This is a genomic window from Actinomyces sp. ph3, from assembly GCF_000308055.1.
In the GTDB taxonomy this organism is placed as follows: domain Bacteria; phylum Actinomycetota; class Actinomycetes; order Actinomycetales; family Actinomycetaceae; genus Pauljensenia.
The window spans coordinates 662,282-687,325 of record NZ_CAGY01000001.1 but is presented as its reverse complement, the minus strand read 5'-3'; the positions used below and the strand labels follow the sequence as shown (position 1 = coordinate 687,325).

Genomic DNA, 25,044 nt, shown 5'->3' with positions numbered 1-25,044 from the left:
GTGAACTTAGCCACGCATACTGGGTTTTAGGTCAAACCCAGTATGCTCTGGCCCACTTTCGGGCCTAAACTCTGTTCATGGCAGACATTCACAATGATCCTTTTGCTTTGACCGGACTGACCTACGATGACGTTCTGCTCCTTCCTGAACTGACCGATGTTGTTCCCTCTGAGGTTGATACATCTGCTCAGTTGACGAAGAAGATCCGCCTGCGTATTCCCTTGCTTTCTGCGGCGATGGATACGGTGACCGAGGCGCGCATGGCGATTGCAATGGCTCGCCAGGGCGGTATTGGAATCTTGCACCGAAACCTTTCGATTGAAGAGCAAGCTTCCCAGGTTCGTCAGGTGAAGCGTTCTGAATCGGGAATGGTTGAGGACCCGGTGACTATTGGCCCCGATGCCACCATCGAGGAACTGGATCGTTTGTGCGGCCACTACCGTGTCTCGGGCCTTCCTGTTGTTGACGATCAGCAGCAGCTCATTGGCATTATTACGAACCGCGATCTGCGTTTTGTTCCCACCGATCAGTGGGCAACCCTGAAGGTTCGTGATTGCATGACTCCTCGCGAACGTCTGGTGACGGGCAAGGTCGGGACCAGCCGTGAGGAAGCGAAGGCACTGCTTGCGACAAATCGCGTCGAGAAGCTCCCCATCATTGATGAAGATGGGCGTCTGACCGGTCTGATCACGGTGAAGGACTTCGTTAAGACCGAGCAGTACCCGAATGCGACGAAGGATGATCGCGGTCGTCTGATGGTCGGCGCAGCGGTTGGCTACTGGGGAGATACCTGGGAACGCGCCTGTGCGCTTCGCGATGCAGGTGTTGACGTCCTGGTTGTTGATACTGCTAACGGTGGCGCTGCCTTGGCTTTGGAAATGATCCGAAAGATCAAGGCTGACTCTTCTTTCGATGGTGTTCAGATCATCGGTGGCAACGTTGCAACAACCGAAGGTGCTCAGGCCCTGATCGATGCCGGTGTTGACGCTGTGAAGGTGGGCGTTGGCCCGGGTTCGATCTGTACAACGCGTGTCGTTGCCGGCGTGGGTGTGCCTCAGGTGACCGCGATCTACTTGGCATCTCTGGCATGCAAGCCGGCAGGTGTGCCCCTGATTGCTGATGGCGGCCTGCAGTACTCCGGCGATATCGGTAAGGCAATTGTTGCCGGTGCGGACACGGTCATGTTGGGCTCGCTTCTTGCTGGCTGCGAGGAATCACCCGGTGAGGTCGTCTTCACGAATGGCAAGCAGTACAAGCGCTACCGTGGCATGGGCTCCTTGGGCGCGATGAGTTCGCGCGGACGCAAGTCGTACTCGAAGGATCGCTACTTCCAAGCTGATGTCTCTTCGGATGACAAGATCGTTCCCGAGGGCATCGAGGGCCAGGTTCCCTACACCGGTTCGCTTGCTGCGGTTGTTTACCAGCTGGTGGGCGGTCTGCATCAGACGATGTTCTACCTGGGTGCCTCGACGATTGACGCTGTGAAGCGTAATGGTCGTTTCGTTCGCATTACCTCTGCAGGCTTGCGTGAATCGCACCCGCATGACGTTCAGATGACGACTGAGGCTCCGAACTATCACTCTTCGACGAAGTGATTCGTCAGTAAGAAGTCTTTAAGGGCACGGCTTTAAGCCGTGCCCTTAAAGTATTTGGAGCGTGTCCTTATTGCATTTGAGCCGCGCCCTTATTGCATGGGCCAGCGGCGATCGATATGCGTGTCCCTGCCCTTTGAGCGCATGAAATTCTCAAAGTTTTCTGCCCAAGCTGCGTGGGCGTCCTTCTGGAAGGCGTGGATTTCCCGGCAGCCTTTAGATGCACAGTCCGGATATTTCCGGGCAATAGCAGCCAGGACATCAAGGGTCATGATTACGTCGTATTCAGCAGTGTGTGCGTTTTCTGAGACAGGAACGCTGTAAGCCGCTGCCATTAGTGACAGCTGCTTCTTTCCTTTGCGGAAGCGCTCAAGATGGCGGTCCAATACCAGGGGATCAATGATCGGTGCCGGTTCTGGGGTTCCAAGTCTGTCGCACAGTGTTGGGAGCGAGTGACGGCGGAGCTCTTCTTCGAGCAGGGTGAGATCGTAGCTTCCATTAAAGGCAACGACTGGGTAGCCCTGCGCCATGTGCGCTGTCAGTGCAGATGCCACTTCTTCGAGGACTTCTTCGATGGGTCGCCCATGGCTGCGTGCGTACTGGGTGGTAATACCGTGGATTTGTGCGGCTGTGTCCGGGATGTCGACGCCCGGATCAGCTAACCACGTCTTAATAGTGTCGGAATCCGGGGATCCAGATGCGCCTTCGCTGCGCAGAACCAGAGCCGCACTGACAAGACGGTCGCGATGGGGGTTGACGCCTGTCGTTTCGGTATCGAAGCCCAGCCAGGGAAGCTGAGCCCAAGAATGAGGGTGTGTGTCTGCCATGACTTAAGTGTGCATCAGCGCCCTGTCATTTGCGTCCAGTTTTTTCAGTCCGCGGCACATAAAAGTGTCCCGCTTCGACGAAGAAGCGGGACAGAGTGGAACTGGCCAGTGATCAGGGATGCAAAGGCAAGGGGAAGGAGAAACGCGTGTATGCGCAGGGCATCTGAGCGCGATCTCGTGATTCGAGCTTCCGGGGTGCGCGTTCGCTTGTACGGCGCGATACATCCTGACGATTACGGTTTTCCGTGCGTGAACTGCGTCGGAAATCCTTGGTAATGGCAGCTGCTGCTGTCAACATGGTGACCTCCTGCGGATCAAATGACGAACACCGGTAGTAGGTGTATCTCTGTGATGACATACACAGTGTGCCTGTCCGCTCAGCCTGTTTCAAGTGTTTCGTGAAGCGGCTTTTTCGCTTTCGTCTCTAGGGAAAATCGTGATTGGGTAAAGGTGAGGAAGTGGTGAAGTTTACCCAAGGCCACCTCATAAAGAGAATAAAATTAAAGTAAAATTTTTGGGTTTTTTACCATGTGTCCACAGGCGTTTGTGATCGAATGTAAAACCGTATCGTCATGTAGACAATATGTGAAATAGCTTACATTATGTGGCCGGTGGGGCTTCGTGTCTTCCGCCCCTTGGTGACGCGTCCGACGAGATTGTGCGACTAGAATGGCGTCATGGCTAACGAGGTCGAAATTGGTCGAGGAAAACGTGGTCGTCGGGCGTATACCTTGGATGACATTGCACTAGTTTCGGCGCGTCGGACCAGGGATCCTGCGGACGTGAATGTTGGCTGGCAAATCGATGCGTATCACGTCGACGTCCCTATTATGGCCGCACCTATGGACTCGGTGATGAGTCCCGACACTGCGATCCTCTTTGGCAAACTCGGCGGAATTGGGGTCCTGGATCTGGATGGATTGTGGACTCGCTACGAAAACCCTCAGCCAATTTTGGACGAAATCGCGCAGCTACCTGCAGATGGCTCGATTGCGCGTTTGCAGCAGATCTATTCCGCCCCCATTCAAGAAGACCTCATCACCGAACGTTTGCAATATATTCGCAAGGCGGGTGTCGTTGTCGCCGGAAAACTTTCGCCGCAGCGTACCCAGCGCTACTGGCGTGCAGTTGTCGAGGCCGGGGTGGACCTCTTCGTCATCCGTGGGACTACCGTTTCGGCCGAGCATGTTTCATCGCGCGCGGAGCCTCTGAACCTTAAACGTTTCATTTATGAACTCGATGTTCCGGTGATCGTTGGCGGCGTCTCAACAGATACCGCTGCCCTGCACCTCATGCGAACCGGCGCCGCAGGTATTTTGGTCGGCTTTGGAGGGGGAGCGGCGCATGCAACGCGCCAGTCTCTTGGAGTCCATGCGCCTATGGCGACGGCCATCGCAGATGTTGCTGCAGCGCGTCGTGATTACATGGATGAATCGGGTGGACGTTATGTTCACGTGATTGCAGACGGTGGAATTGGGCGCTCTGGTGATATGACACGTGCGATTGCCTGTGGAGCGGACGCAGTGATGATGGGTGCGGCCCTGGCTCGTGCTGAAGAAGCTCCCGGACGTGGGTGGCATTGGGGATCCGAGGCCACGCACCCAGAGCTTCCGCGAGGGCATCGCGTTCGCGTGGGGACCTCGGGTACCTTCAGCGAGATTCTCTATGGGCCATCAACGCGGGCGGATGGAACGCTCAACTTCATTGGCGCGCTTAAGCGGACAATGGCCTCGACGGGCTATTCGGAAGTGAAGGACCTGCAGAAGGCCGAAGTCGTTGTCAGCCCTTACTGGCGCTAATAGATCTGGGTGGTGAACTTGAGCGTTCACCACCCAGAATGACAGGTGTTCACCTATGCTGTCTTTTCGCTTTCCGAGCCAAAAGTCGGCGTGTGGGACTTGAGTTCTCCCATCCTGTATGGAAGGAAAAGGTCGGAGAGAAGCGTGCCTGTGAACAGCCATGGCAGTAGTGCTGGCGCTGTAATGACATCGCTATATTCATTGAGGAATGCGCCAAAACTGGGCATTGCGTTCATCTGGAAGGTTCCAATCAGAACTCCCAGAGTTACGAACGGAATTGCGAAGTTGTAGGCGATCGCAATCCAGCGGATTGACCGTGAAAGTTGGACCAGATTCGCCAGCCTGAGGATCAATCCCGCAAGAGTTAATGCAAACCCAATGATGATGCCCCATGCGAGTGGCTTGGAGAGCCACAACATTGGCTGATCGCTGAACATTCCCTTCAATGAAAAGACGATTCCAAGGGTGCCAAGGAAGAAAAAGACGTAGATCAAGCTATCGAGTGACGATCTCTTCTCGTCGATGATTTTCATTGTAGGATCTCCTTTCTTATTGATAGGGGTTTGGTTCCCATTCGGTGCAGCATGAACCCACCGCATAAATGCAAAGTACCGCTAAGCATTGGATACGCTTGCGGCAAATGTCCATAGCCCAGCCACAGCGGTTCTTTGCGCATCCCCAGTCCAGTGTTTTGCAACGGCCTCTTGGTGCGTCTTGAGGGGTCGTATCGTTTGAAGTTGTACTGATCACTTCAAACGAACTCTCTAGCTTGAGGTTGGTTGAAACTTGAGAGATAGTTTCATTAATTGTTGCCTCTGGATTAGAGGGATTGTAGAGTCGCTGAATTGCGTACGTCCCAGAATGGGTATAGCCGACGAAAGTGTCGAGCTGTAGTTTTCCGGACCCTGACGCGCTTCGGTATCCCTGTGTAACACTAAAGTCGCTAGGCGTGGAGCCCGTAGTAGCTTGTTCCCGTGTCTGAATTACCTCTAATCCGTGGGTGAGTAGTTTGTTTGACTCTTCTAGCTCGTGTCTTGTTAAGGCGCGGGATGCCGAGCAACTTCTTTGTTCAGCTGCGTCCTGAGGGAGGTCGTTTGTAGCTGCAAATGATGGGGGGCGATGAAGGCTAGCGCTGTTGCAATCGCTAGTGCTTTTGTTAACTTCATTGTTTGTCCTTGGAGACGAAAAGGTTGAAATGAAGTGCCAATCTGGCGGTGGCGGCCGGGAAGCCGTGAGAAGATAACAAGTGGCGTGCAGCGATTCTTTGGTGCACCCGTGAATAATTATCCCTGCGAATTTAAGTATTGTCAATGATTTTTGTGCAAATCAGTGTATAAAAACGGGACGGCCACGAAGGGTCATCCCACGAAATAAACAACACGTTACGCCGTTTAAGCTGCCGAATCGATCAGCAGAACCGTGACAGATGGACTGAGAAGAATCAGTGCCATGACAAGGGCATAGCCCAGATTGCGCGCGTAAAATGCGCCGTCCGCTGCTGAATGGTTCCAGATTGCTGTGAAGGGCAGGAAAATAGCCGCAAGTAAACCGGCTACTAGAACGGCAATGCGTAGGCCGGGTAGAGAAAGCCTGTGATTTCAGTCAATTGAAAGTGTACTAATCTTCCCGTAGCTCACGTGGGAGAAAAAGTGATTGAGCGTCAAAGGTCTGGTGTGGAAGCAACAGTTATTGAGCGTCGAAGGTCTGAGCGAAGACCGAAATGCTATCGCGAAGCTTTTTGATGTTCTTGCGGTTCTGCTTCCCCTGGAATGCGGGAGCAAAACCCGTGGCTTCAACGCGCATTGCTACCGATGTGCCCTGCGGGATGGAGAAGGCTGAGATCCAAATCGTTTCACCGTAGGTCAACATGGACATATCGGTTGTTGCCTTAATGTGGCCGGTCGTGGGGGCAACCATATGAACTCCCCAACCAAGTTTTTGTATCTCTTGAACCAGTAAAGGAAACGCATTCTCAAATGGAAGCGCAACAATGAAGCCACCGTCGGTTTGACGTTCAAAAAGTGCCACCAGATTCCTCTTTCCTTCAAGATTTATGTTTGTATTCTATCGCGCAGAACTATGCCCCGGTTTGGACACCGTCCAAACCGGGGCATAAGTGCGAGTTATACCCAGTGGGTTTACTTGTCAGCGGCGCTGGGGTGCGTCATATCCGCGGGAACAACCCATGCATCGAACTCTTCGGGAGTGACAAAACCAAGCTCCAGAGCGGACTCGCGAAGCGAGATGCCCTTGTGGTGGGCGTTCTTCGCGATCTTCGAGGCCTTGTCATAACCGATGTGACGGTTCAGTGCGGTAACCAGCATCAGGTTGATATCCAGGTGGTGCTGAATCTTTTCGCGGTTCGGCTCAATGCCGTATGCGCAGTGGATATCGAAGGAAACGCAGGCATCACCCAGCAGGCGGATCGATTCCAGGACATTCCATGCCATGACGGGCTTGAAAACGTTGAGCTGGAAGTTGCCCTGTGAACCCGCGAAACCGACGGTTGCGTCGTTGCCGAAGACCTGGGTTGCGACCATGGTCATGGCCTCGCACTGGGTCGGGTTGACCTTGCCGGGCATGATCGACGATCCGGGCTCATTCTCGGGGATGATGAGCTCGCCGATGCCGTCGCGCGGGCCGGAAGCATACCAGCGCACATCGTTGGCGATCTTCATGAGTGCATCCGCCAGAACGCGCAGTGCGCCAGAGACCAGCACCAGCGCGTCGTGTGCGCCCAGGGCTGCGAACAGGTTCGAGGCCTGCTTGAACTCAATGCCGGTTTCCTCGGAAATCTTCTTGGCAGCCAGCTGGCCGAATGCAGGGTGAGCATTGAGGCCGGTTCCCACTGCGGTTCCGCCGATGGCCAGTTCGCGTGCACGAGAATCCGCGTAGCGAATGCCATCAAGCGCGAAATCGATTTGTGCAACCCAGCCGGAAATAACCTGGCCCAGGGTAATGGGCGTTGCGTCCTGCAGGTGGGTGCGGCCAACCATGACGACGTCGGCGTATTCCTTTGACTTCTTGTCCAGGGTGTTGCGCAGTTGCTCGACGCGTGGGTACATGGCCTGGAGCTCCTGGACCACGGCAATGTGCATTGCGGTGGGGAAGGTGTCATTCGAGGACTGGCCGCGGTTAACGTGATCGTTCGGGTGAACGGGAGTCTTGGATCCCATGACGCCACCCGCAAGCTCGATAGCACGGTTCGAGATCACTTCGTTGGCATTCATATTGGACTGAGTGCCCGAACCGGTTTGGAAGACAACCAGCGGGAAGTGGTCGTCGAGCTTGCCCTCAATGACCTCATCGGCTGCGCGTGCAATCAGGTCTGCAATATCTTGGGGCAGTTCTCCCAGCTCGGCGTTTGCCAGTGCCGCAGCCTTCTTCAGCGTTCCCAGTGCGCGCACCATAGGGCGGCCCCAGACGAAAGTATTACGGCCGATGTCGAAATTGTGCAGTGAACGTTCGGTCTGTGCTCCCCAGTAACGATCTGCGGCAACCTCAACGGTTCCCATCGAATCTGATTCGGTACGGGTTTCTTGTGCCACAGGTGGCTCCTTCGCGTAGGGCTTACGTACCCTCCTAGGATAGCGCCGCGCGCGCTGTGAGGTGTGGGGCACTCGTCCTAGTCGCGCGCGCGTGCCCCGATGTCCGCTCGGTGCAGGAGCCACCAGGCGCACGCGCACGACAGCGCGACCAGTGAGAGTGCCAGCGCGAAGGGCGACAGCGGCATCCAGCCGTACAGGGCCGTGGCGCTCACGGGGGCCACGATCCACGTGATCGCGCCGGTCGCGTTGATGACGCCGGCGATGCCGCCCTGCTCGCGTGCGCTCACCGCCAGGGATGCGCCCGCCGAGTAGCCGGGGGAGGCCATGCCCGAGGCGACGCCCATCGCGAACGTTGAGACAGCCAGCGCCCACAGCGACGGCGCGATCGTCAGGCACGTGAGGGCCACGAGGGCGAGCGTCATGCCGGCGCGCAGCAGTCTGCGCGGACTCCACCCCAGGCGCGGCACGACGATCAGCTGCATGAGCATGGCGCCAGCGGCGTTGGCCAGCAGCATGAGGGCGGTCACGGAGACGGCGGGCGTGGGATCGAGTCCGCCGCGATCCTGGACGAGAAAACCCATCGTGATCTGAACGACGCCGTTCGCAAAGTAGATGCCGAACACCGAAGCGATCCACGGGGCGATGCGCCGGTCGGTCCACCGCACGCGCGGGGGTAGGTCGGTGGTGGCCGTCGCACCGCTCGCGTAATTTGTCACCGGTTCAGTCGACGAGGCCGGGGCCGCTTGCTCGGATTCCGTGTTCCTGGCCGTCAGGCGGGGCAGGCTCCTCCTTGGGCGCGTCGATGCTCCGTCGCGGGGCAGCCAGAACAGGGCGATGGCCAGGGCGATGAGGACGAAAATCGGGGTGGCGTGCACGGGGCCGAAGATCCAGCAGGCTCCCAGTGCCGAGGAGACGAGGGAGCCGACCATGACTGACAGGTTGATCGTACCGGAAAACGCGGACGTGCCGCGCACGCGCGAGGTCTCGTCGGGGGTCACCTCGGCGACGAGGGCCTGGCCCGTCGGCGGGATAGCCGCGACGGCCGCTCCGAAGAAGGGGCCGCGCGCCGCCATGATGGCGCCCGCCGCGAGGAAAGCGCCGATGTAACCGGCCGCTCGCGCCCACACAGCCGCGGAAAAGAGCGTGCCCGCCGTGAGTGCCAAGAACAGCGCCAACAGGATGACGCGCCTGCGCCCCCAGGCGATCGAGCGGCGCCCCCAGAACTGGCTGAGCGCCGTCACCGCGGCGGCCGCCAAGGACACGGCCGCGCCCACGATCCACTCGGGCAGGTTCAGAGCGCGCGACAGGGGAGCGATCGACACGTTGAGCATGTTCTGCGCCGTGTACGTAAACAGCGCGATCGCCACGAGCGCGCGCAGCGTCGGATTCGTCAGCAAAGGTGATGAGGGCACAGTGCATCCTACGACGAAGGCCCCGCGCGATGCGCGGGGCCTTGCCGGACAGGTATCGAAGCGGGGGGAGCGTCGCTTAGCGCTGCACCCAGGTGCTCACCTTCCAGCGAGCGTCCCCGGAGCGCTCACGCCACTGCGCGTCACTGCGCTCCTCGTCCCTGCGCCACAGCGCCGGATCCAGCGGCGGCGCGTATACGAAGGTCGATCCCTCGGGAGCGCTCGCGGCCACGTCCAGCTCCAGGTCGGTCACCACGGCCTCGTCCAGGAGGGGAAGGGTCTGCGCGTAGAGCTGAGCCCCGCCCGTGATCCAGATGTAGGGGGCGTCCGTACGCGCCGTTTCCTCGCGAGCGATCTGAAGCGCCTCATCGACGGAGGAGACGACGAGAGCGCCCTCGGCGATTTTGTTGATGTCGCACACGCAGAGCTGGTTTCAGACTTTTGGGCTAGTGATGGTTTCCACCCCAGTGCCTCCGGTTATGAACAAGCATCCGGATTGGTTGTTCAGGCGATGAGCTTCCTTCCTGAAATGGCTGCTACTATCCGGTAGATATTAAAAGGGAAACCCGAAGCGCTCATAGGAGAGTGACGATGATGCCAGAACACACGCACTCTCGCAGGAGAAAAGCGCGCGTGGCAATCTGCGCGCTGTTCTTCACCAATGGGCTTCTTATTGGGAGCTTGGTGCTTCGCTTCCCAGAAATCAAGGATGTGTTTGGCCTCTCGGCAAGTGTTTACGGCGCCACGATCGCTCTATCATCGCTGGGAGGAATTCTTGCTGGCCCATTCGCTGCGAAGGTTGTTCGCCGCTTAACATCACGTATTGCGGCCTCACTTTTGACAATTGGGATCGGAATCGCGGTACTGACAATTGGCCTGAGTGCGACTCTGCGTCCCCTAGTTTCCAACGATTCTCTTCTCTCAGTCTCGTTGTATCTGCTTCTTGCGTGCGGATTCTTCTTGAATGGCTGCAGTGATTCTCTGGTGGATGTCGCACAAAATATGCAGGGCTTGCGTCTGCAACGTGAATATCGCCGCCCAATCATCAGTTCATTCCACGGGATGTGGTCCGTGGGTGCGGCTGCGGGTGGAGGCTTTGGAATTCTCACGACCGCCTTGCACATTTCGCTTCTGGCCCACACCCTCATTGCCTCTTTGGGCTGCATTGCACTTGGATTACTTGTTCTTCCCTTTACCCTTCCCGGCGCAGATCCTGACAACTCAGAAGAAACAGATCGAGAGGATCTCTCTCGTGTTCGAACTCGTCCCTTGGCGCCAGCGATTGTTTTGGGATTGCTTGTTGTTTTGTGTATTTCTGGAATGCTCATCGAGGATGCCGGATCTAGCTGGGCGACGCTTTTTATGCGTGATTACGCAAAGACAGGCGCGGCGCTCGCGGGAAGTGGATATGTTGTCCTGTTATCGACTCATGCTCTGGGACGCTTTATTGCAGATCCCTTGGTCGGAAGATTTGGCCCGCGCGCAGTCGTAGCGGGTGGGGGAGCGCTCATCCTTATCGGGATGGGAGGCGGACTGCTCATCGGAACAACCCCAGCCCTGCTGTTCGGTTTTGCGACGGCGGGAATTGGTGCCTCGGCCTCGGTACCTCTGGCCTACAACGCCGCTCACGATATCCGCGGAATGGATCCCGCGGTTGGCCTCACGATTGTCTCTTGGTTGGGGCGCTTGGCTTTTCTTGTCGCACCGCCTCTTGTCGGTGTTTTGGTTCAGCACACGTCTCTGCTGGCAGCAATGCTGGTCATTCCCACCGCGGGCCTTGCATTGATGGCAAGCTCCCTTGTGCTTGCCCCCAGGCAGCTACGCGTGCAAAAGTGAAGACATGGACTTTCTTGGAATCAGTGGACCCGAAGCGATCATCATCGCTGTGGTCGTCCTTGCGGTTCTAGGCCCCAAAGGAATGAGTGAAGCAGCGCGGCGCATCATTGATGTGCACAGGCGCTACCAAGCGCTCACCGCCTCGTTCAGGCAGCAGTCGGATCAAGCGATGGCGCAGCTTCGCGCTTACGCTGACGGCGCCGCGCAAGAAGATCGCGCAGCCAGCACACCCCAATCGCCCCAAAATACAGAGCCAGAAGCGCGCACATCTGAAGAATCATCGACCACAGGTCGGGAAGCGGATTTGTAATCGCGGCGAAGACGGTCGCCCCCACAACAGCCCAGCGCCAATGGCGAAGGATCTGCCCAGTTGAGGCAAGTCCCAAGGCGTGAATCCCAATAATGATCATGGGGAAAAGGAACGACGCGCCGATCACCAAGGTCAGGATCACGACGAAGCTGATATAGGAATCAAAATCCAGCAGCGCGGAGGTGCCTTGGGGAAGCTCAGAAAGTAAAAGGCTGACCGCGTGGGGGAGAAACCACAGCGCCGAGGCGACTCCCGCAAGGAAAAGAATCGCGCTGGGAATTGCGATCAGTGCGGTGCGTCGTTTTTCCGTGCGCGTCAGAGCGGGGGCGATGAAGAGCCAGAGTTGGGTCAGCCACCACGGAGTTGTCAGGATGAAGCCTGCCCAGAGCGCGAAGGTGATGTGGGTCGAAAAGGGGCCGATGATTGTGCGGAAGTTGATTCCCGAGGCCCCGGCTGAGGCGAGTGGACGCGTGAGCCACGTGGTTGCCGGAGTGTAGAGGAACCACGCGCCGATTGCTCCAACGAGGATGCCTGCAAGACTGAGCAGAAGCCGCGCGCGCAGCTCGAGGAGGTGGCGCGTCAATGACATATATGCGTCAGAATCAGCCCGGGTCATTGGTTCGCAGCGAAATGATGGCGCGTTGAGAGGGGAATTACTTCGACGAATCTGTGTTTTCAGGCTCAGACGTAGATGTCTGCTCGCTGGTGGATGAGGAGTCTTGAGACAGGTCGTTCATTTCCTCTTTGAGGATTTTTGCGCTCTTGCCGATGGATCGCGCCAAGTCGGGGAGCTTTTGAGCGCCAAAAAGAACAAGGACAACGATCAAGACGATGATCCAGTGGATGGGACGCATGTTTTCTCCTTCTTGGGCGGCATTCCTGGGATGAGCCTACACCGCCTTTCGTCTGTTTAGCGTGAGAAAGACAACGAAAGGGGGCGTACATAGGTAACACAGGTTATCCTAAGTTCAGTTAATTAGGTTATGAATGGTTGTCGTAAATCATTCGGTTGGGAGATAAATGTTCCTCGCGAACTTCCTGATTGCCCTCAGAGAGGGTGTCGAAGCCGCACTGATCGTCGGAGTTGTAGCGGCATACCTGGTGAAGGTTGGACGCAGGAACCTGCTCCCCAAAGTTTGGTTTGGCGTCATCATTGCCGCAGCGCTGCCCTTAAGCGTTGGTGCGATCATGACCTGGGGGCCCTACACGCTGTCATTCCAGGCGCAGGAAATTCTGGGAGGAACGCTCTCGCTTGTTGCGGTCGCTATGGTGACCTGGATGATCCTCTGGATGAGTTCAAATTCGCGTCAATTTGCGCGCAAGCTTCGTGAGGATACGGCAGCACAACTTGCATCTGGCTCGGAGTGGGGAGTTGTATGGATTGCCTTTATTGCAGTTGCGCGGGAAGGCATTGAAACCGCGCTCTTCGTATGGGCGACAATCAAATCTTCTGCCGAAAATGCAATTGCAGCGCCCGCTCTTGGCGTTGTGACCGGACTTGTGGTTGCCGTTATCATCGGCTGGCTCATCTACACCGGTGCAGCTCGAATTAACCTTTCAATCTTCTTCAATATCACCGGTCTTCTTCTGATTTTCGTCGCTGCAGGAATCGTTTCCTACGGTATCGGCGATCTTCAGGAAGCCTCGGTGATTCCGGGATGGGGAACCCCCATCTATGACATCACCGCATACCTAGATGGCTCGGTCTATTCGTGGCTGACCACCTCCACGTGGTGGTGGACGCTTCTGGAAGCAATGTTCAACGTCAATGCCGCACCCACCCACCTGCAGCTTATTGGCTGGGTGCTCTACATCGTCATTATTCTGCCGCTTTTCCTGGTGCGTTCCGGGATGATCGGCTCACAACACTACACCTCACAAGGAGAGAAATGAACGCCTCCCGCACGCGCCTCGTTATTGGAATTGCGGCTGTTTCAGCACTGGGTTTGAGCGCATGTGTTGCCAACAACCCCTCAAGTTCTTCGGCCTCGGGAAGTGCGGGCGCAAGCGACGCTCCCCTGAGCGTGACCATCACCGATGACACCTGTAAGGTCTCTGCTGCAAGCGTGCCTTCCGGCGTCGTGAACTTCAAGCTGACGAACAACGGAACCGTTCGCAATGAGTTCGAAATCCTTGCAGAAGACAAGCTCCGCATTGTCGGCGAGCGCGAAAACTTGGGCCCCGGAACCTCAGTTGACTACACCGTGACTCTGCAGCCCGGAAAGTACTTCACCGCCTGCAAGAAGAACATGGTTGGTGCACTTGTTGGCGCCACTGAGTTCACCGTGACCGACTCCGGAAAGCCCGTCGAGGTCAGCTCGGACGAGAAGGCACAGATCGATGCCGCCGTCACCAACTACACCGCATACGTCCGTGATCAGTCCGGTCAGCTCCTGGAGCAAACCAAGTCCTTCGCCGAGCTGTACAAGAAGGGTGACTTCGATTCGGCTCGCAAGGCATACGCTCCCGCGCGTATGTACTACGAGCGCATTGAGCCCACTGCCGAGGCCTTTGGCGACATTGACCCCGCTCTTGACCAGCGCGAAGCTGACTGGCAGGAAGAAGGCGCGGACGGAGAATGGACCGGTTGGCACGCGATCGAAAAAGACCTGTGGCGCCCGGATGGCTACCAAGGCCTGAATGAGGATCAACGTTCGAAGATGGCTGACAAGCTGGTTGAGGATACTCAAAAGCTCTACGATCTGGTCTACTCCGACAACTTCAAGATCTCGCTCTCCGATATTTCCAACGGCGCGATCTCGCTGCTTGAAGAGGTTGCCACCACGAAGATCACCGGTGAAGAAGAAGCCTTCTCTCACACTGATCTGTATGACTTCGTTGCAAACGTCGAAGGCGCCAAGGTTGCATACGGCGAGGTTGAAGATCTTGCGAAGGCAAAGGACCCCAAGCTGGCAGGAAAGATCTCCGATGCCTTCACCGAGCTTCAGCACGAGCTCGATAAGCACAAGGACGGCGACGGTTACGTCTCTTACGACACCATCGACGAAGCTGGCCGCAAGGCTCTTTCCGACAAGGTCAACGCGCTGCGCCTTCCCTTGGCTCAGCTGACCGCAGCAATCGTTCAGTAATTACTGAACACAGCGAGTTGGGCGTGGCGCACTTCGGAGGGGTGCCACGCCCAACCGCATCATCAAAATCCATCTGTCATTTAAGGACCCAGTCATGACTCAGCATCACGAAGCAGCTGAAAACAATGGCAATGCCGATCACGAGGGCACCAAAGAAGGACTCTCGCGTCGCCAATTTTTAGGATTAGCCGGCCTCGGCGCACTTACCCTTGGGCTGGGCGGTGGCGGCGGATTTGCCCTCGGTCGCCACGCGGGTGATGGCATCGATTCCGATGTCATGAAGAAGACCTACGAGTTCCGTGGTGAACATCAGCAGGGAATCATTACCCCAGCTCAGCAGCAGATGCACACTGCCGCATTCGACTTAACGACTACGAACCGTGATACGCTCATTGAGCTTCTCCAAGACTGGACCTTGGCCGCTGAACGCCTGACTCATGGCGAACTCGTCAAGGACTACACAACTTCCCTGACGAAGGCGCCGGCCGATACCGGTGAATCGATGGGGCTTGGTCCTGCAGGCCTCACCATCACCTTCGGGGTTGGCAAAACCTTGTTCATCGATGACGAGGGCCGAGATCGCTTTGGTCTTGGCGATAAACTTCCCGTTGCCCTGCGTGATGGAATTCCTCCCATGGCAGCAGAAAAGCTCGACCCCAAGCGCGGCGGTGGAGACCTCATCATCCAGGCCTGTTCCGAAGACCCCATGGTCAATCTCCACGCCCTTCACAACCTCACGCGTATCGCATTTGGTCGCGCGACCATGCGTTGGACGCAACTGGGCTATGGACGAACTTCCTCGACCTCAAAGTCCCAGGAAACGCCTCGTAATCTTTTTGGCTTCAAGGACGGAACCTCCAACATCAAGGCTGAGGATTCCCAGTCGGAACTCGATAAGCACTTGTGGATCCAAGCTGGGGATGATCAAGGTTCTTGGGCAGCCGGTGGATCCTACATGTGCGTGCGCAAGATCAAGATGATGATGGAAGTGTGGGACGAACTGGTCCTGGCTGAACAAGAACAGATCATCGGGCGCGACAAGATCCACGGCGCACCGCTGTCGGGCGGTGAAGAATTCACCAATCCAGATTTCGCGAAGGAAGGACAGCAAGGAAATCCCACCGTTGGATCTTCAGGGCTGGCAATCGCTCCCGATTCGCATGTTGCCATGATGAACCCAAATAACAACTCGGGGCGGCGTATGCTGCGCCGTGGATACAACTACCTTGAAGGTGTGGACTACCTGGGGCGCTTGGATGCTGGCCTGTTCTTCATTGCCTACGTTCGTAACCCCGCTGAGGGTTTCATTCCCGTTTTGGCGAAGATGAAGAGCGATCAACTGACCGAGTACCTCCAGCACTTGGCCTCAGGCGTGTACCTCATGTTCCCGGGCGTCAAAGAAACTGACACCTATGTTGGTCAAAAGCTCTTTGAGTAGGAAGGAATAGTGTGAGTGACAAGGATGTGACTGACATGCCTCAGGAAGAAGATAGCCAGAACGCATTACCGATTTCTCAGCGTCCGGCATCTACTGCACCCGGGCACTGGGTCCTCGCAAGAGTCGGAAAGAAAGTTCTGCGTCCCGGCGGCTTGGAACTGACTCTTCAGATGCTCTCCGACGCGAAACTAACGGGCTCCCGGGTGGTTGAATACGCTCCCGGGTTGGGGCGAACCGCATCGGAAATTCTTGCTGCGCGCCCGGCCTCGTACACCGGGGTCGACAAGGATCCGGTTGCTGCCAAACACGTGAGAGAGTTGGTCGGCACGCGGGGGACAGTGATCAATGCCGATGCCGCTGATACCGGACTGGAGTCGGGCTCTGCCGACGTTGTCGTTGGTGAAGCCATGCTGACTATGCAGGGAGAGAAGTCCAAGAAAGCCATCATTTCCGAGGCCGTGCGGCTGCTGGCACCGGGAGGACGCTATGCGATCCATGAGCTAGCCGTCCAACCCGATAGCATCGACGAAGAATTGCATACACAGATTCGCAAAGACTTGGCGCGTGCGATTCATGTCAATGCTCGTCCCCTCACCTGTGCGCAGTGGTCCCAGCTTTTGGAAGAATGTGGACTGACGGTCGATAGCGTTCACACCGCGCCTATGGCTCTCCTTGATTTTTCGCGGAATATTCGCGATGAGGGTTTTCTTCAAACCCTGCGGATTATTCGAAATGTTCTTTCAGATCGAGAGCTACGTGAGCGTGTGCTAGGAATGAGGAAGACTTTCCGCACCTATCAAGATTCAATGTGCGGGGTGACAATCGTGGCCCACAAGCCACTGAAAGGAGAACGCCATGACGCTCAGTGACGACACAAATCTTGAGGTCCCCGTGCCGATCATGACTGATGTTCAAGACATCGCCTCGATGATCCAGATCAACGAACAGGCCACGGTTTCTCGTACCGTCATGCACTGCGAAGGAATGCGTCTGGTGCTCTTCTCCTTCGATAAGGACGAGATTCTCAGTGAGCACACCGCGGCAATGCCGGTGATTCTTCAGACCCTCGAGGGTGCTCTGGAAATCACAGCTGATGGCCGTACAGTGATTCTGCGTCCCGGTGATGTCATCCACTTTGGAACACGCCTCCCGCATGCAGTGCGCGCATTGGAGCCCTCGAAGTTGGCGCTTTTCATGCTTGACTCGCGCGAGCGTGCGCCTAAGAAGTAAAAGTACTTTGCGCTTGTTGAGGGGGGTGAAGGCCGAGGCCTTCACCCCCCCTCAGTTCACCTCTAAAGGCGCGTGAAAATCGCAGTGCGTTAAGACCTAGAAATAGCTTGCAAGAGGCCCGTCTTCAGTTTTGATGACGTGAACCGGAGTATCGAATACATCAGTGAGTACTTGGTCAGTCATGATCTCTTCGGGAGTGCCCTGGTAAGCAACAGTGCCATCTTTGAGTGCAACGATGCGCGTGGCATAGCGGGCCGCGAAATTAATATCGTGAAGAACAATGACGATCGTGCGTTTAAATTCTTCAGCTGCCTGCCTGAGCAGTTTCATCATTTCAACGCTGCGTGCAATATCCAGATTATTGAGCGGCTCATCAAGAAGGATGTAGTCCGTTTCCTGGCATAAAACCATCGCAACGTAGGCGCGTTGGCGCTGTCCGCCAGAGAGCTGGTCGAGATAACGCGTCTCGATCGAATCAAGTCCCAAGAAATTGATGTAGCGAGTAATGATGTCTTCATCCTGGGCGTTGAGATGCCCATGGCTGTGAGGGAAACGACCGAAGGCGACAAGCTGGCGAACAGTCAGGCGCGAGACGAAGTGGTTCTCTTGGCGAAGAATAGACAAGATCTTCGCCAATTCCTTCGACTTTGTTGTTGATACATCCGCACCGCCGACTGTAATTGTGCCTTCGTCGATGCCAAGGAGGCGGCCAATCATGGTCAGAAGCGTCGACTTTCCGGCGCCGTTTGGGCCGACAAGGGCGGTGATCCCGCCACGCGGAAGCTCAAGGCTAACGGGACCGATGTGGACGGCCTCGGAATAATGCTTCGCGACTGTATTGAGCTGAATCATAGACGCCCCTTCTTCAGAATTGTCACGATGAAGGCCAAGCCACCGATAAATTCAATAATGATTGAGACAACACCCTGTGCGTTAAAGACATGGTTCATCAAGAAATATGAAGCGGAAAGAACCGCCAGTCCCAGGGCAACCGACATTGCGAATAAGTATTTGTGATCGCTGGTTGGTGAGAATTGATAGGAAAGCGTTGCTATCAAGAAGCCCAGGAAAGTCATCGGGCCAACGAGGGCGGTCGATGTGGCGATCAGCAGTGAAACCAGAACCAACACGATGATGCTGGTTTGTTTGTGATTGAGGCCGAGGTTAGTGGCGGTTTCGCGCCCTAATGCGATGACGTTGAGTCGGTTCGACAAAAGGAAAAGGGATACCGCTGCGATAGCAACGATGGGGAGAGCAACGGGGTAGTAGGCACGATCAGCGTTTGAGATCGAGCCGAATAAACGGGCGGTCAAGACGTCGAATTCACTGGGGGTCAATAACCTTTGCATGAAGGTGGCAACGGATCCAAGGCCTGCCCCCAGCATCACTCCAATCAAGAGCATTGCGTGCATTGACGCATGTTGGCTGGTCAAAAGCCACGAATAGAGCAGCAGAGTGAAAAGAACCATCATGGCCAGTTGGAAGATGAACATCGGTAGGTTCTGTGCAGCGTTAAACCCAGCAACACCGGCAAAGAAGATTACGGATGTATTGATCACGCGGTACAGAGATTCAAAACCGAGGATCGAGGGGGTGATAATCCGATTGCCCGCAACGGTTTGGAAGGCGACGGTCGCAAGGCCCTGACATATGGCGACAACAGCAATTGCAAGGATGGAAAACGCGCGTCTTCTGGCGATCGGCCAAAACTTTGGGCTGGTGACAGGAACGGGATTCTTCCACAGCAATAGACCAACACAGCAAATGGCCGCAACGATCAGTGTCGCGGCAAAGAGCAACCACCAGCGTCGCCGCGCAGACGAATTTACAAAGGAAGACGAAGATGAAGAGCGCCTCATTGCAATCCTCCTCTGCGGCTTTGGCGCAGGATGAGTGCGATAAAAACGAAGGCGCCGACAATCCCCAAGATGACAGAGACGGGCATCTCGAAGGGCGAAATGATCGTCCGCGCCAGAAGGTCAGCGATCGTGACAAGTGCGATACCGGAAAGACAGACCCAGGGAAGGTTTTGGCGAAGGTGATCACCCAGAGCCATAGAGATCAGGTTGGGAACGACAAGTCCAAGGAAAGGTAGGGAGCCAACGACAACGGTTACCACGCCTGTGGCCAAGGCGATCAACCCCGTGGCAATGAGGATTACTCGGTGATAGTTCACACCTAAGGTCGTTGCGATATCTTCACCAAGGCCCACCGCTGTCAGGCGATCAGCTAAAACGACAACACCAAGAACTGCAAGTGTGACGATCCACAGAACTTCATACTGGCCGGTATAGACGCTCGTGAAGGATCCCTGGAACCAGACGCTGAGGTTTTGAAGAGTATTTGTCTCAAGGGCAAGGAAGGTTGAAACTGCCGAAACGACCGCTCCCAGCATCATTCCCATGATTGGTACCAGCAGTGAAGAACGCAGCGATACTCTTCGGAGCAAGGCGAAAAACACCATGGTTCCCAAGAAGGCAAAGGCAACTGCTACCGTCATACGAAGAAGGACCGATGCACTGGGGTAAATGATCATAATCGCCAGTAATCCCAAGCCTGCCCATTCGGTGGTTCCCGTTGTCGTGGGTTCTGCGAAGCGGTTCTGAGTAATGATCTGCATAACCAAACCACACATCGACATCGCCGCGCCTGAAAGTATGAGTGCGACGGTCCTCGGGATGCGAACCGTGATGAACATGTCCCATCCGTCATCATGGGACAGAATCGAATATTCCCCGGTGCACAACGAAAGAATAAGAAGTCCAAGGACAATGAACGCAGAGACAAGCAGTGCGATTCGTCGTTTAAAGACCTGGGGTGAGTGCTGGTTTGTCACAGAAATTTGAGCCATAAGTGTTGTGGGTGTGTTGGCCCTCGAAAGGACCAACACACCCCTGTGTTAAGTCTGAGTTCTCAGACGAATCACTGGGAACTTACTTATTTGCTGAAGCCTTTTCGAAGGAATCAGCAATCGAGTTCAAAATCTCCGTGTAGGTGATGATGGACTCGTTCGTGTAGGTGTCATTCGGTGCGTAAACCGTCTGACCCTTCGTCAGGGCAGTGATATTCTTCAGTGCAGCATTCCCATCGATCACGGATTGTGCAGGGGTGTAGCTGCCATCCTTGGAAATCGCGGCGTCGCGGTCAAGAACGAAGATCCAGTCGGGGTTTGCCTGAGCGATGGCCTCGACGGAAATGTCATCACCGGTGTGAGAGTCGGTGCTGCCCTGAACTTCAAGCGCGGGCTTGAGGCCCAAAAGATCGAAGATCGGACCCCATGTGCGCCCCTTGGAAGGAGCAACGTAGCCGATGTTGCCACCGGAAACGTCCACGGCCATGACGGTGGACTTACCGTCGTATGCCTTCTTTGCGCGATTCAACGCATTGTTGAAGTCATCGACCAGCTTCTTCGCGTCTTCTTGATGTCCAAAAATCTCGCCGAGGTCGGTGACCTGACGGATGAGCTCTTCATTAAGAGGCTTACCGTCACGTGGCTCGAGGTTGATCAACGGGACTCCGGGGTTCATTTCCGCAATCTGCGCATCAAATCGAGTGAAACGCTGACCGGAGATGATCAGATCAGGGTTTGACGCCGCAAGTGCTTCAAGATTCGGGTCGCGGTGCATGCCGATGTCGGCGACGGAATCGGTGTTGTATGCCTTGATGGTCGAGGGGATGAGCTTCTTCGGGGCGGCGACCAAGGGCACGTTCCACTGCGCCAGGACTTCGAATGTACGGTTATCAAGGGATGCAACGCGCTGAACGGGCAGCTTGATTTCAACGTTTCCCTGGTCGGATTCGATAGTGACAGAGCTGGGTGCGGAGCTGCTTGAGCTTGCTGCAGCACTTGTTGAGGATTGGCTTGACGAGGCCGTGCCCCCGGAGCAGGCGGTCAGTGCCATCAACGAGGCTGCACCAAGAGCGGTCAGAGACAGGAGCTTACGCGACATGTTTTTCTCCAGCAGAATGTGAGAGTAGCGAGTGTGTAGGCTTTTAATTAAGAAAGGCTTACCTAAATAAAAATAGGTGAGCGTAGAAACCTGCAGCAACTCTTGCGGATCATCTCACTGTTTTGGCGGGCACTCCGTCAGATCGTGCTACTCAATCAGCCCCTGCACTGCAGTGTCCAACTCGCGCAGCCAGGCCTCGGCAGATACATCCGAAGGCATACGCCAGTCCCCGCGCGGGGAAAGCGACCCGCCAGCCATAACCTTGGGGCCATTGGGAAGTGCGCTGCGCTTGAACTGCTGAGTGAAATAACGACGGATAAACAAGCGTTCCCACTTCACGATCTCGTCCAAGGAGTATGAAACCTTGTCCTCTTCGGGGTAGCCAGCTGGCCAGTTGCCGCGAGAAGCATCTGACCAGGCGTGCTCTGCCAAGAATGCAATCTTGGACGGGCGAGCTCCACGTCGAAGCACGTAGTACAGGTTGAAGTCTTGCAGGTTGTAAGGGCCGATCTTGTCCTGCGTGGACTGCATCTTCTGTCCCGGCTTCGCGGGAACGAGCTCCGGAGAAATTTCGGTTCCCAGAATCGACAGTAAAATCTCGCCAACTTCGGGGGAGAACTGGCCGGAAGACACTACCCAACGAATCAAGTGCTGGATCATCGTCTTGGGGACGCCGGTATTGACGGCATAGTGACTCATCTGGTCGCCCACACCGTACGTACACCAACCCAGTGCAAGCTCTGACAGATCACCGGTACCCAAGACAATACCGCCCAGGTGATTTGCGAGGCGGAAAAGATAGTCCGTGCGCAGCCCTGCCTGAACGTTTTCGAAGGTCACGTCATAATCGTCGTGACCATCTGCGTAGGGGTGATCGATATCAGCCAGCATCTGCCTGGCCGCAGGGGTGATATCGATTTCCTTGAAGGAGACTCCCAATCTTTCGCATAGCGCAATCGCATTGGTCTTCGTGCGTGCAGAAGTTGCAAAGCCGGGAAGCGTGTAGCCCAGAATATCTGTACGCGGACGACCCAAGAGGTCCATCGCACGAGCCGCAACGATCAACGCGTGCGTTGAATCCAAGCCGCCAGAAACACCAATGACAACCTTGGGCTGTCCAATAGCACTCAGGCGCTTCGCGAGCCCCGCAACCTGGATGTTGTAGGCCTCGTAGCAGTCCTGCTCCAGCTGGCTCGGGTCGTCGGGGACGAAGGGGAAGCGATCGACCTCGCGTTCCAAACCTAGATCCGTTCGCGGCGGGTTCATCTCAATGGCAATGCTGTAGGGGCGTGGAATCGAGAGGCCGTCGAGCATCTTTTGAGCATTGTCGGTGAAAGAATTCTGGCGCGTACGCTCGGTGCGCAGATGCTCAATATCAACGTCGGCAATGGTGATTTGGGTTCCCGAGGCGAAACGCTCCCCGGCGGCAAGAAGCTGGCCGGCCTCGTAAATCAGGGTCTGCCCGTCCCAAGCAAGGTCAGTCGTTGACTCACCCGGTCCGGCGGCGGTGTAGACGTAGGCGCAGGCGCAGCGCGCGGAGGTCGACTGTGCCAAGAGCTTGCGTTCGTCGCCTCGTCCGACAGTGATGGGGGAGGCGCTCAGGTTGAGCAGCACGGTTGCGCCTGAGAGCGCAAGGAGTGAAGCGGGGGTGACGGGAACCCACATGTCTTCGCAGACTTCAATACCCACACACAGCCCCGGGATATCGGTGACATCGATCGTCACGGAGCCAAAAGGCAGCAGGGGAGCATCCCCCGTGTAGGGCTCTGTTGGGGCCCACGGAGCTTGAAGAAGATCGTTATCAAAGCTCGGCGGAGTGACGAAATGACGCTTTTCGTAGAACTCGCGGTAGTTCGGAAGATAGGACTTCGGGATGACGGCAAGTGCACGGCCTTGGTGAATTGCAACCGCGCAATTGTAGAGGGCTGCTCCCTTGCGCAGTGGCGCGCCGACGACGATCAGGGGGAGGAGATCTGCACTGGCAGCAATGATGGTGGTGAGTGCGCGCTCGACCTCATCAAGAAGAACATCTTGAAGGAGAAGATCATCGATTGCATACCCCGAAACGCACAACTCAGGGAAGAGTGCGATCGAGACGCCGCGTTCATCGCAGCTTCGCGCGGCTGCAATGATTTCTTCAGCATTGGCCAGTGGCTGTGCGGGATGAACGGGGAGCGTCACTGCCGCCACGCGCGTAAAGCCCTGGTCGTAAAGGGAATGGAAGTTCATGGCTTTCCTCCTGAGTCGCTAGGGCTATTGTCGCCTACTTGGGCGGCTTGTGCCTTCCCGAGGCCGTAGCCGGGTCAGTGTGTCTAGTTCAGTTCCTTTATCACAGCTTCAAAAGACTGAGCGACGGGGTCGCGGATGATGAGGTCTGCGTCGGCATCGGCATTTGTTGGTGTCGCGTTCATCAAGACCAGGTGTGAACCCGAGAAATAGTTGAGCAATCCGGCCGCGGGATAGACGACCAAAGATGTTCCAGCCACGATCAAGAGATCGGCGTGCGCAATCGCATGCACGGCACCACTGATGACATCCTCGTTCAGTGCTTCGCCGTACATGACGATATCGGGACGGAGCTGTCCGTGGCAGCGCCGGCAGGTCGGGACTAACTCCTCAAAGGCCTCGGGAATAGAAAAAAGGGGATAGCCGGCCCCACAAGCGGTGCACAGAAGGTGCTCCCAATTCCCATGAAGCTCCCAAACTGTGCGTGATCCTGCGCGCTGATGAAGGCCGTCGATATTTTGGGTGATGACGCATTCGAGAAGCCCATCTGACTCGAGCGTGGCAAGGGCGCGGTGGGCGCCATTGGGTTCGACCGGCTTGTGTACCTCGCGGAACCACTCCCAATACGCCTCGGGATGAACCGAGAAGAAATCGATACTGAGAACCTGCTCCAGGGGGATTGTGCGCTTGTGGAAGTAGAAGCCGTTCGCGCCGCGGAAATCTGGAATTCCTGACTCTGTGGAGACTCCCGCGCCGCCGAAAAATACCGTCGAAGGAGAGGTGTGAATCCAATTCGCAAGGGTTGAGATATCACTGGTCATATGTGCTCTTCTCGCTATGTGTTTGACGTATTTCAAGTGCTATGGGAGCGCTTGCTTTTGCGTGAATAAGTTGGAGTTTGCGGCGATCATCTTCTGACAGTTGCGGACTCGCCTTGAGGAAGGGACGGCTGTGACTGAGTAGTTCCGAATGACGAATGTTCTCAATGCCGCGCGCATGGAATTGCAGAGTTGATTCATAAGTAAAGCTACCGCGAAGTTGCTCGCGGAAAGTATCCCCAACCCACGCATAGGGACTCGAAGAATTGAGCTGATAGTTGCATGCGCGGCCGATGAGGGCAGCAATCCAATCGGCGCATTGAATATTTGATGACAGGTCAGAATCGATATATGCAGGGGCTTCTAAAATGCGCCGCATTTCTTGGTGTTCTTTCATGCGGGCATAGATATTTGCATAACTGCGAGCAACTTGTGCTTTTCGTTGGCTTTCATTAATCATGTCTTGGAACAAGAGAATATTTTGATTCTTGTAATCCGCGTGTGTGCACAGGCGGTTGATCGTCTCAGCAAGACATTGGAGTGTTCGCTCTTCTATACGTGACCGAGTCTCGGGGCTGCCGGGGGCGCTTCCCCACACCTGTCCGGGTGTACCGATCGCCTTTTCGCGAACGAAATAAAACAGACTCCCACCGGCAGTGGGCAGTTTCTCTAAAAGATCACGAAGCGCGAGTATTTCTCTGCGTCCTTTCGTGCGTTCCATCGCCCCTTTTTGGAATAGCTCGGCACCCTTCCTTTCCCAAGTAGGAATGAAATTATCTGTGGGATGAAGAAACGAAAAAAATTCCCTTTTCGTTTGCATGACTTGCCGAGAGAAATCATGAACCCGTTCTTCAGGAACGACAAAACCTGCGTATCCGAATACCGGCGAGGTTTTGAACTTGGCATGGTCGTATGAAACGAATGCTCCAGGTTCGCCAACTTCGTCAATATAGGCAATGAGCATGCCTTCTC

24 protein-coding genes and 1 pseudogene are annotated in these 25,044 nt (G+C 55.9%); 9 read left to right on the top strand and 16 right to left on the bottom strand.

The features are described from left to right. Positions 1-77 precede the first annotated feature (77 nt). Positions 78-1,595, top strand: coding sequence for an IMP dehydrogenase (gene guaB, locus HGAS_RS03135; RefSeq protein ID WP_019126459.1), 1,518 nt, complete (start codon positions 78-80; stop codon positions 1,593-1,595). 89 nt (positions 1,596-1,684) lie between these two features. On the opposite strand, the gene HGAS_RS03130 is transcribed toward guaB, so the two are convergent. Then, positions 1,685-2,419 (bottom strand): exonuclease domain-containing protein, encoded by a 735-nt coding sequence (locus HGAS_RS03130; protein ID WP_019126458.1) that lies wholly within the window; start codon positions 2,417-2,419, stop codon positions 1,685-1,687. Between the two features lie 112 nt (positions 2,420-2,531). Further along, positions 2,532-2,777 carry a hypothetical protein gene (locus HGAS_RS03125; protein ID WP_233993687.1) on the bottom strand — a complete coding sequence of 82 codons (246 nt, stop codon included), beginning with the start codon at positions 2,775-2,777 and terminating at the stop codon, positions 2,532-2,534. Between the two features lie 319 nt (positions 2,778-3,096). Here HGAS_RS03125 and HGAS_RS03120 point away from each other — a divergent pair, with 319 nt between their 5' ends. Then, a complete protein-coding gene (locus HGAS_RS03120; protein WP_019126456.1) occupies positions 3,097-4,218 on the top strand; it encodes a GuaB3 family IMP dehydrogenase-related protein in 1,122 nt (373 codons plus the stop codon). A 53-nt stretch (positions 4,219-4,271) separates the two neighbouring features. Here the strand turns inward: HGAS_RS03120 and HGAS_RS03115 are convergent, their stop codons facing one another. The 5 genes from HGAS_RS03115 to HGAS_RS08455 form a co-directional block, all read right to left on the bottom strand. Beyond that, positions 4,272-4,751, bottom strand: a complete 480-nt coding sequence (locus tag HGAS_RS03115) for a hypothetical protein (protein WP_019126455.1) — start codon at positions 4,749-4,751, stop codon at positions 4,272-4,274. Positions 4,752-5,904: 1,153 nt separating this feature from the next. Then, on the bottom strand, positions 5,905-6,246 hold the full coding sequence (locus tag HGAS_RS03110; protein WP_019126454.1) for a hypothetical protein: 342 nt from the start codon (positions 6,244-6,246) through the stop codon (positions 5,905-5,907). Positions 6,247-6,356: 110 nt separating this feature from the next. Continuing rightward, positions 6,357-7,766 carry a class II fumarate hydratase gene (fumC, locus tag HGAS_RS03105; protein WP_019126453.1) on the bottom strand — a complete coding sequence of 470 codons (1,410 nt, stop codon included), beginning with the start codon at positions 7,764-7,766 and terminating at the stop codon, positions 6,357-6,359. A 77-nt stretch (positions 7,767-7,843) separates the two neighbouring features. Further along, complete coding sequence (locus HGAS_RS03100; RefSeq protein ID WP_019126452.1) at positions 7,844-9,178, bottom strand: MFS transporter; 1,335 nt, start codon at positions 9,176-9,178, stop codon at positions 7,844-7,846. A gap of 76 nt (positions 9,179-9,254) precedes the next feature. Beyond that, positions 9,255-9,596 carry a dihydrofolate reductase gene (locus HGAS_RS08455; RefSeq protein ID WP_019126451.1) on the bottom strand — a complete coding sequence of 114 codons (342 nt, stop codon included), beginning with the start codon at positions 9,594-9,596 and terminating at the stop codon, positions 9,255-9,257. Between the two features lie 170 nt (positions 9,597-9,766). Here HGAS_RS08455 and HGAS_RS03090 point away from each other — a divergent pair, with 170 nt between their 5' ends. After that, positions 9,767-11,011, top strand: a complete 1,245-nt coding sequence (locus HGAS_RS03090; protein WP_233993684.1) for an MFS transporter — start codon at positions 9,767-9,769, stop codon at positions 11,009-11,011. A gap of 4 nt (positions 11,012-11,015) precedes the next feature. Beyond that, positions 11,016-11,099, top strand: a pseudogene (locus tag HGAS_RS08935) (hypothetical protein); the annotation flags it as partial. A gap of 58 nt (positions 11,100-11,157) precedes the next feature. Here HGAS_RS08935 and tatC read toward each other — a convergent pair. Next, the gene (gene tatC, locus HGAS_RS03085) at positions 11,158-11,937 is read right to left on the bottom strand and encodes a twin-arginine translocase subunit TatC (RefSeq protein ID WP_009408876.1); all 780 of its coding nucleotides are present in this window, start codon (positions 11,935-11,937) and stop codon (positions 11,158-11,160) included. A gap of 37 nt (positions 11,938-11,974) precedes the next feature. Next, positions 11,975-12,175, bottom strand: coding sequence for a Sec-independent protein translocase subunit TatA (gene tatA / locus HGAS_RS03080; RefSeq protein WP_019126448.1), 201 nt, complete (start codon positions 12,173-12,175; stop codon positions 11,975-11,977). A gap of 166 nt (positions 12,176-12,341) precedes the next feature. On the opposite strand from tatA, the gene efeU reads away from it, so the two are divergent. The 5 genes from efeU (at position 12,342) to HGAS_RS03055 (ending at position 17,078) form a co-directional block, all read left to right on the top strand. After that, complete coding sequence (gene efeU, locus HGAS_RS03075) at positions 12,342-13,214, top strand: iron uptake transporter permease EfeU (RefSeq protein ID WP_019126447.1); 873 nt, start codon at positions 12,342-12,344, stop codon at positions 13,212-13,214. Beyond that, positions 13,211-14,410 carry an iron uptake system protein EfeO gene (efeO, locus tag HGAS_RS03070; RefSeq protein WP_019126446.1) on the top strand — a complete coding sequence of 400 codons (1,200 nt, stop codon included), beginning with the start codon at positions 13,211-13,213 and terminating at the stop codon, positions 14,408-14,410. The genes efeU and efeO overlap by 4 nt, the downstream gene beginning before the upstream one ends. 94 nt (positions 14,411-14,504) lie before the next feature. Continuing rightward, positions 14,505-15,848, top strand: a complete 1,344-nt coding sequence (gene efeB / locus HGAS_RS03065) for an iron uptake transporter deferrochelatase/peroxidase subunit (RefSeq protein ID WP_019126445.1) — start codon at positions 14,505-14,507, stop codon at positions 15,846-15,848. 35 nt (positions 15,849-15,883) lie between these two features. Beyond that, positions 15,884-16,717: a class I SAM-dependent methyltransferase gene (locus tag HGAS_RS03060; RefSeq protein ID WP_026066600.1), complete on the top strand. Its 834-nt coding sequence runs from the start codon at positions 15,884-15,886 to the stop codon at positions 16,715-16,717. Next, on the top strand, positions 16,704-17,078 hold the full coding sequence (locus HGAS_RS03055) for a cupin domain-containing protein (protein ID WP_019126443.1): 375 nt from the start codon (positions 16,704-16,706) through the stop codon (positions 17,076-17,078). The genes HGAS_RS03060 and HGAS_RS03055 overlap by 14 nt, the downstream gene beginning before the upstream one ends. A gap of 96 nt (positions 17,079-17,174) precedes the next feature. Here HGAS_RS03055 and HGAS_RS03050 read toward each other — a convergent pair whose 3' ends face one another. The 7 genes from HGAS_RS03050 to HGAS_RS03020 form a co-directional block, all read right to left on the bottom strand. Then, entirely contained in the window at positions 17,175-17,930 is a 756-nt protein-coding gene (locus tag HGAS_RS03050; RefSeq protein WP_019126442.1) for an ABC transporter ATP-binding protein, read from the bottom strand. Beyond that, positions 17,927-18,937 (bottom strand): iron chelate uptake ABC transporter family permease subunit, encoded by a 1,011-nt coding sequence (locus HGAS_RS03045; protein ID WP_019126441.1) that lies wholly within the window; start codon positions 18,935-18,937, stop codon positions 17,927-17,929. The genes HGAS_RS03050 and HGAS_RS03045 overlap by 4 nt, the downstream gene beginning before the upstream one ends. Beyond that, on the bottom strand, positions 18,934-19,929 hold the full coding sequence (locus HGAS_RS03040) for an ABC transporter permease (RefSeq protein ID WP_019126440.1): 996 nt from the start codon (positions 19,927-19,929) through the stop codon (positions 18,934-18,936). The genes HGAS_RS03045 and HGAS_RS03040 overlap by 4 nt, the downstream gene beginning before the upstream one ends. 82 nt (positions 19,930-20,011) lie before the next feature. After that, a complete protein-coding gene (locus HGAS_RS03035; RefSeq protein ID WP_019126439.1) occupies positions 20,012-21,028 on the bottom strand; it encodes a siderophore ABC transporter substrate-binding protein in 1,017 nt (338 codons plus the stop codon). 147 nt (positions 21,029-21,175) lie between these two features. Next, positions 21,176-23,257 carry an NAD(+) synthase gene (locus tag HGAS_RS03030; protein ID WP_019126438.1) on the bottom strand — a complete coding sequence of 694 codons (2,082 nt, stop codon included), beginning with the start codon at positions 23,255-23,257 and terminating at the stop codon, positions 21,176-21,178. Positions 23,258-23,340: 83 nt separating this feature from the next. Further along, complete coding sequence (locus HGAS_RS03025) at positions 23,341-24,075, bottom strand: NAD-dependent protein deacylase (protein ID WP_019126437.1); 735 nt, start codon at positions 24,073-24,075, stop codon at positions 23,341-23,343. Beyond that, the gene (locus tag HGAS_RS03020) at positions 24,065-25,036 is read right to left on the bottom strand and encodes a DUF3800 domain-containing protein (protein WP_019126436.1); all 972 of its coding nucleotides are present in this window, start codon (positions 25,034-25,036) and stop codon (positions 24,065-24,067) included. Before HGAS_RS03020 ends, HGAS_RS03025 begins: the two co-directional genes overlap by 11 nt. Positions 25,037-25,044: the final 8 nt, after the last annotated feature.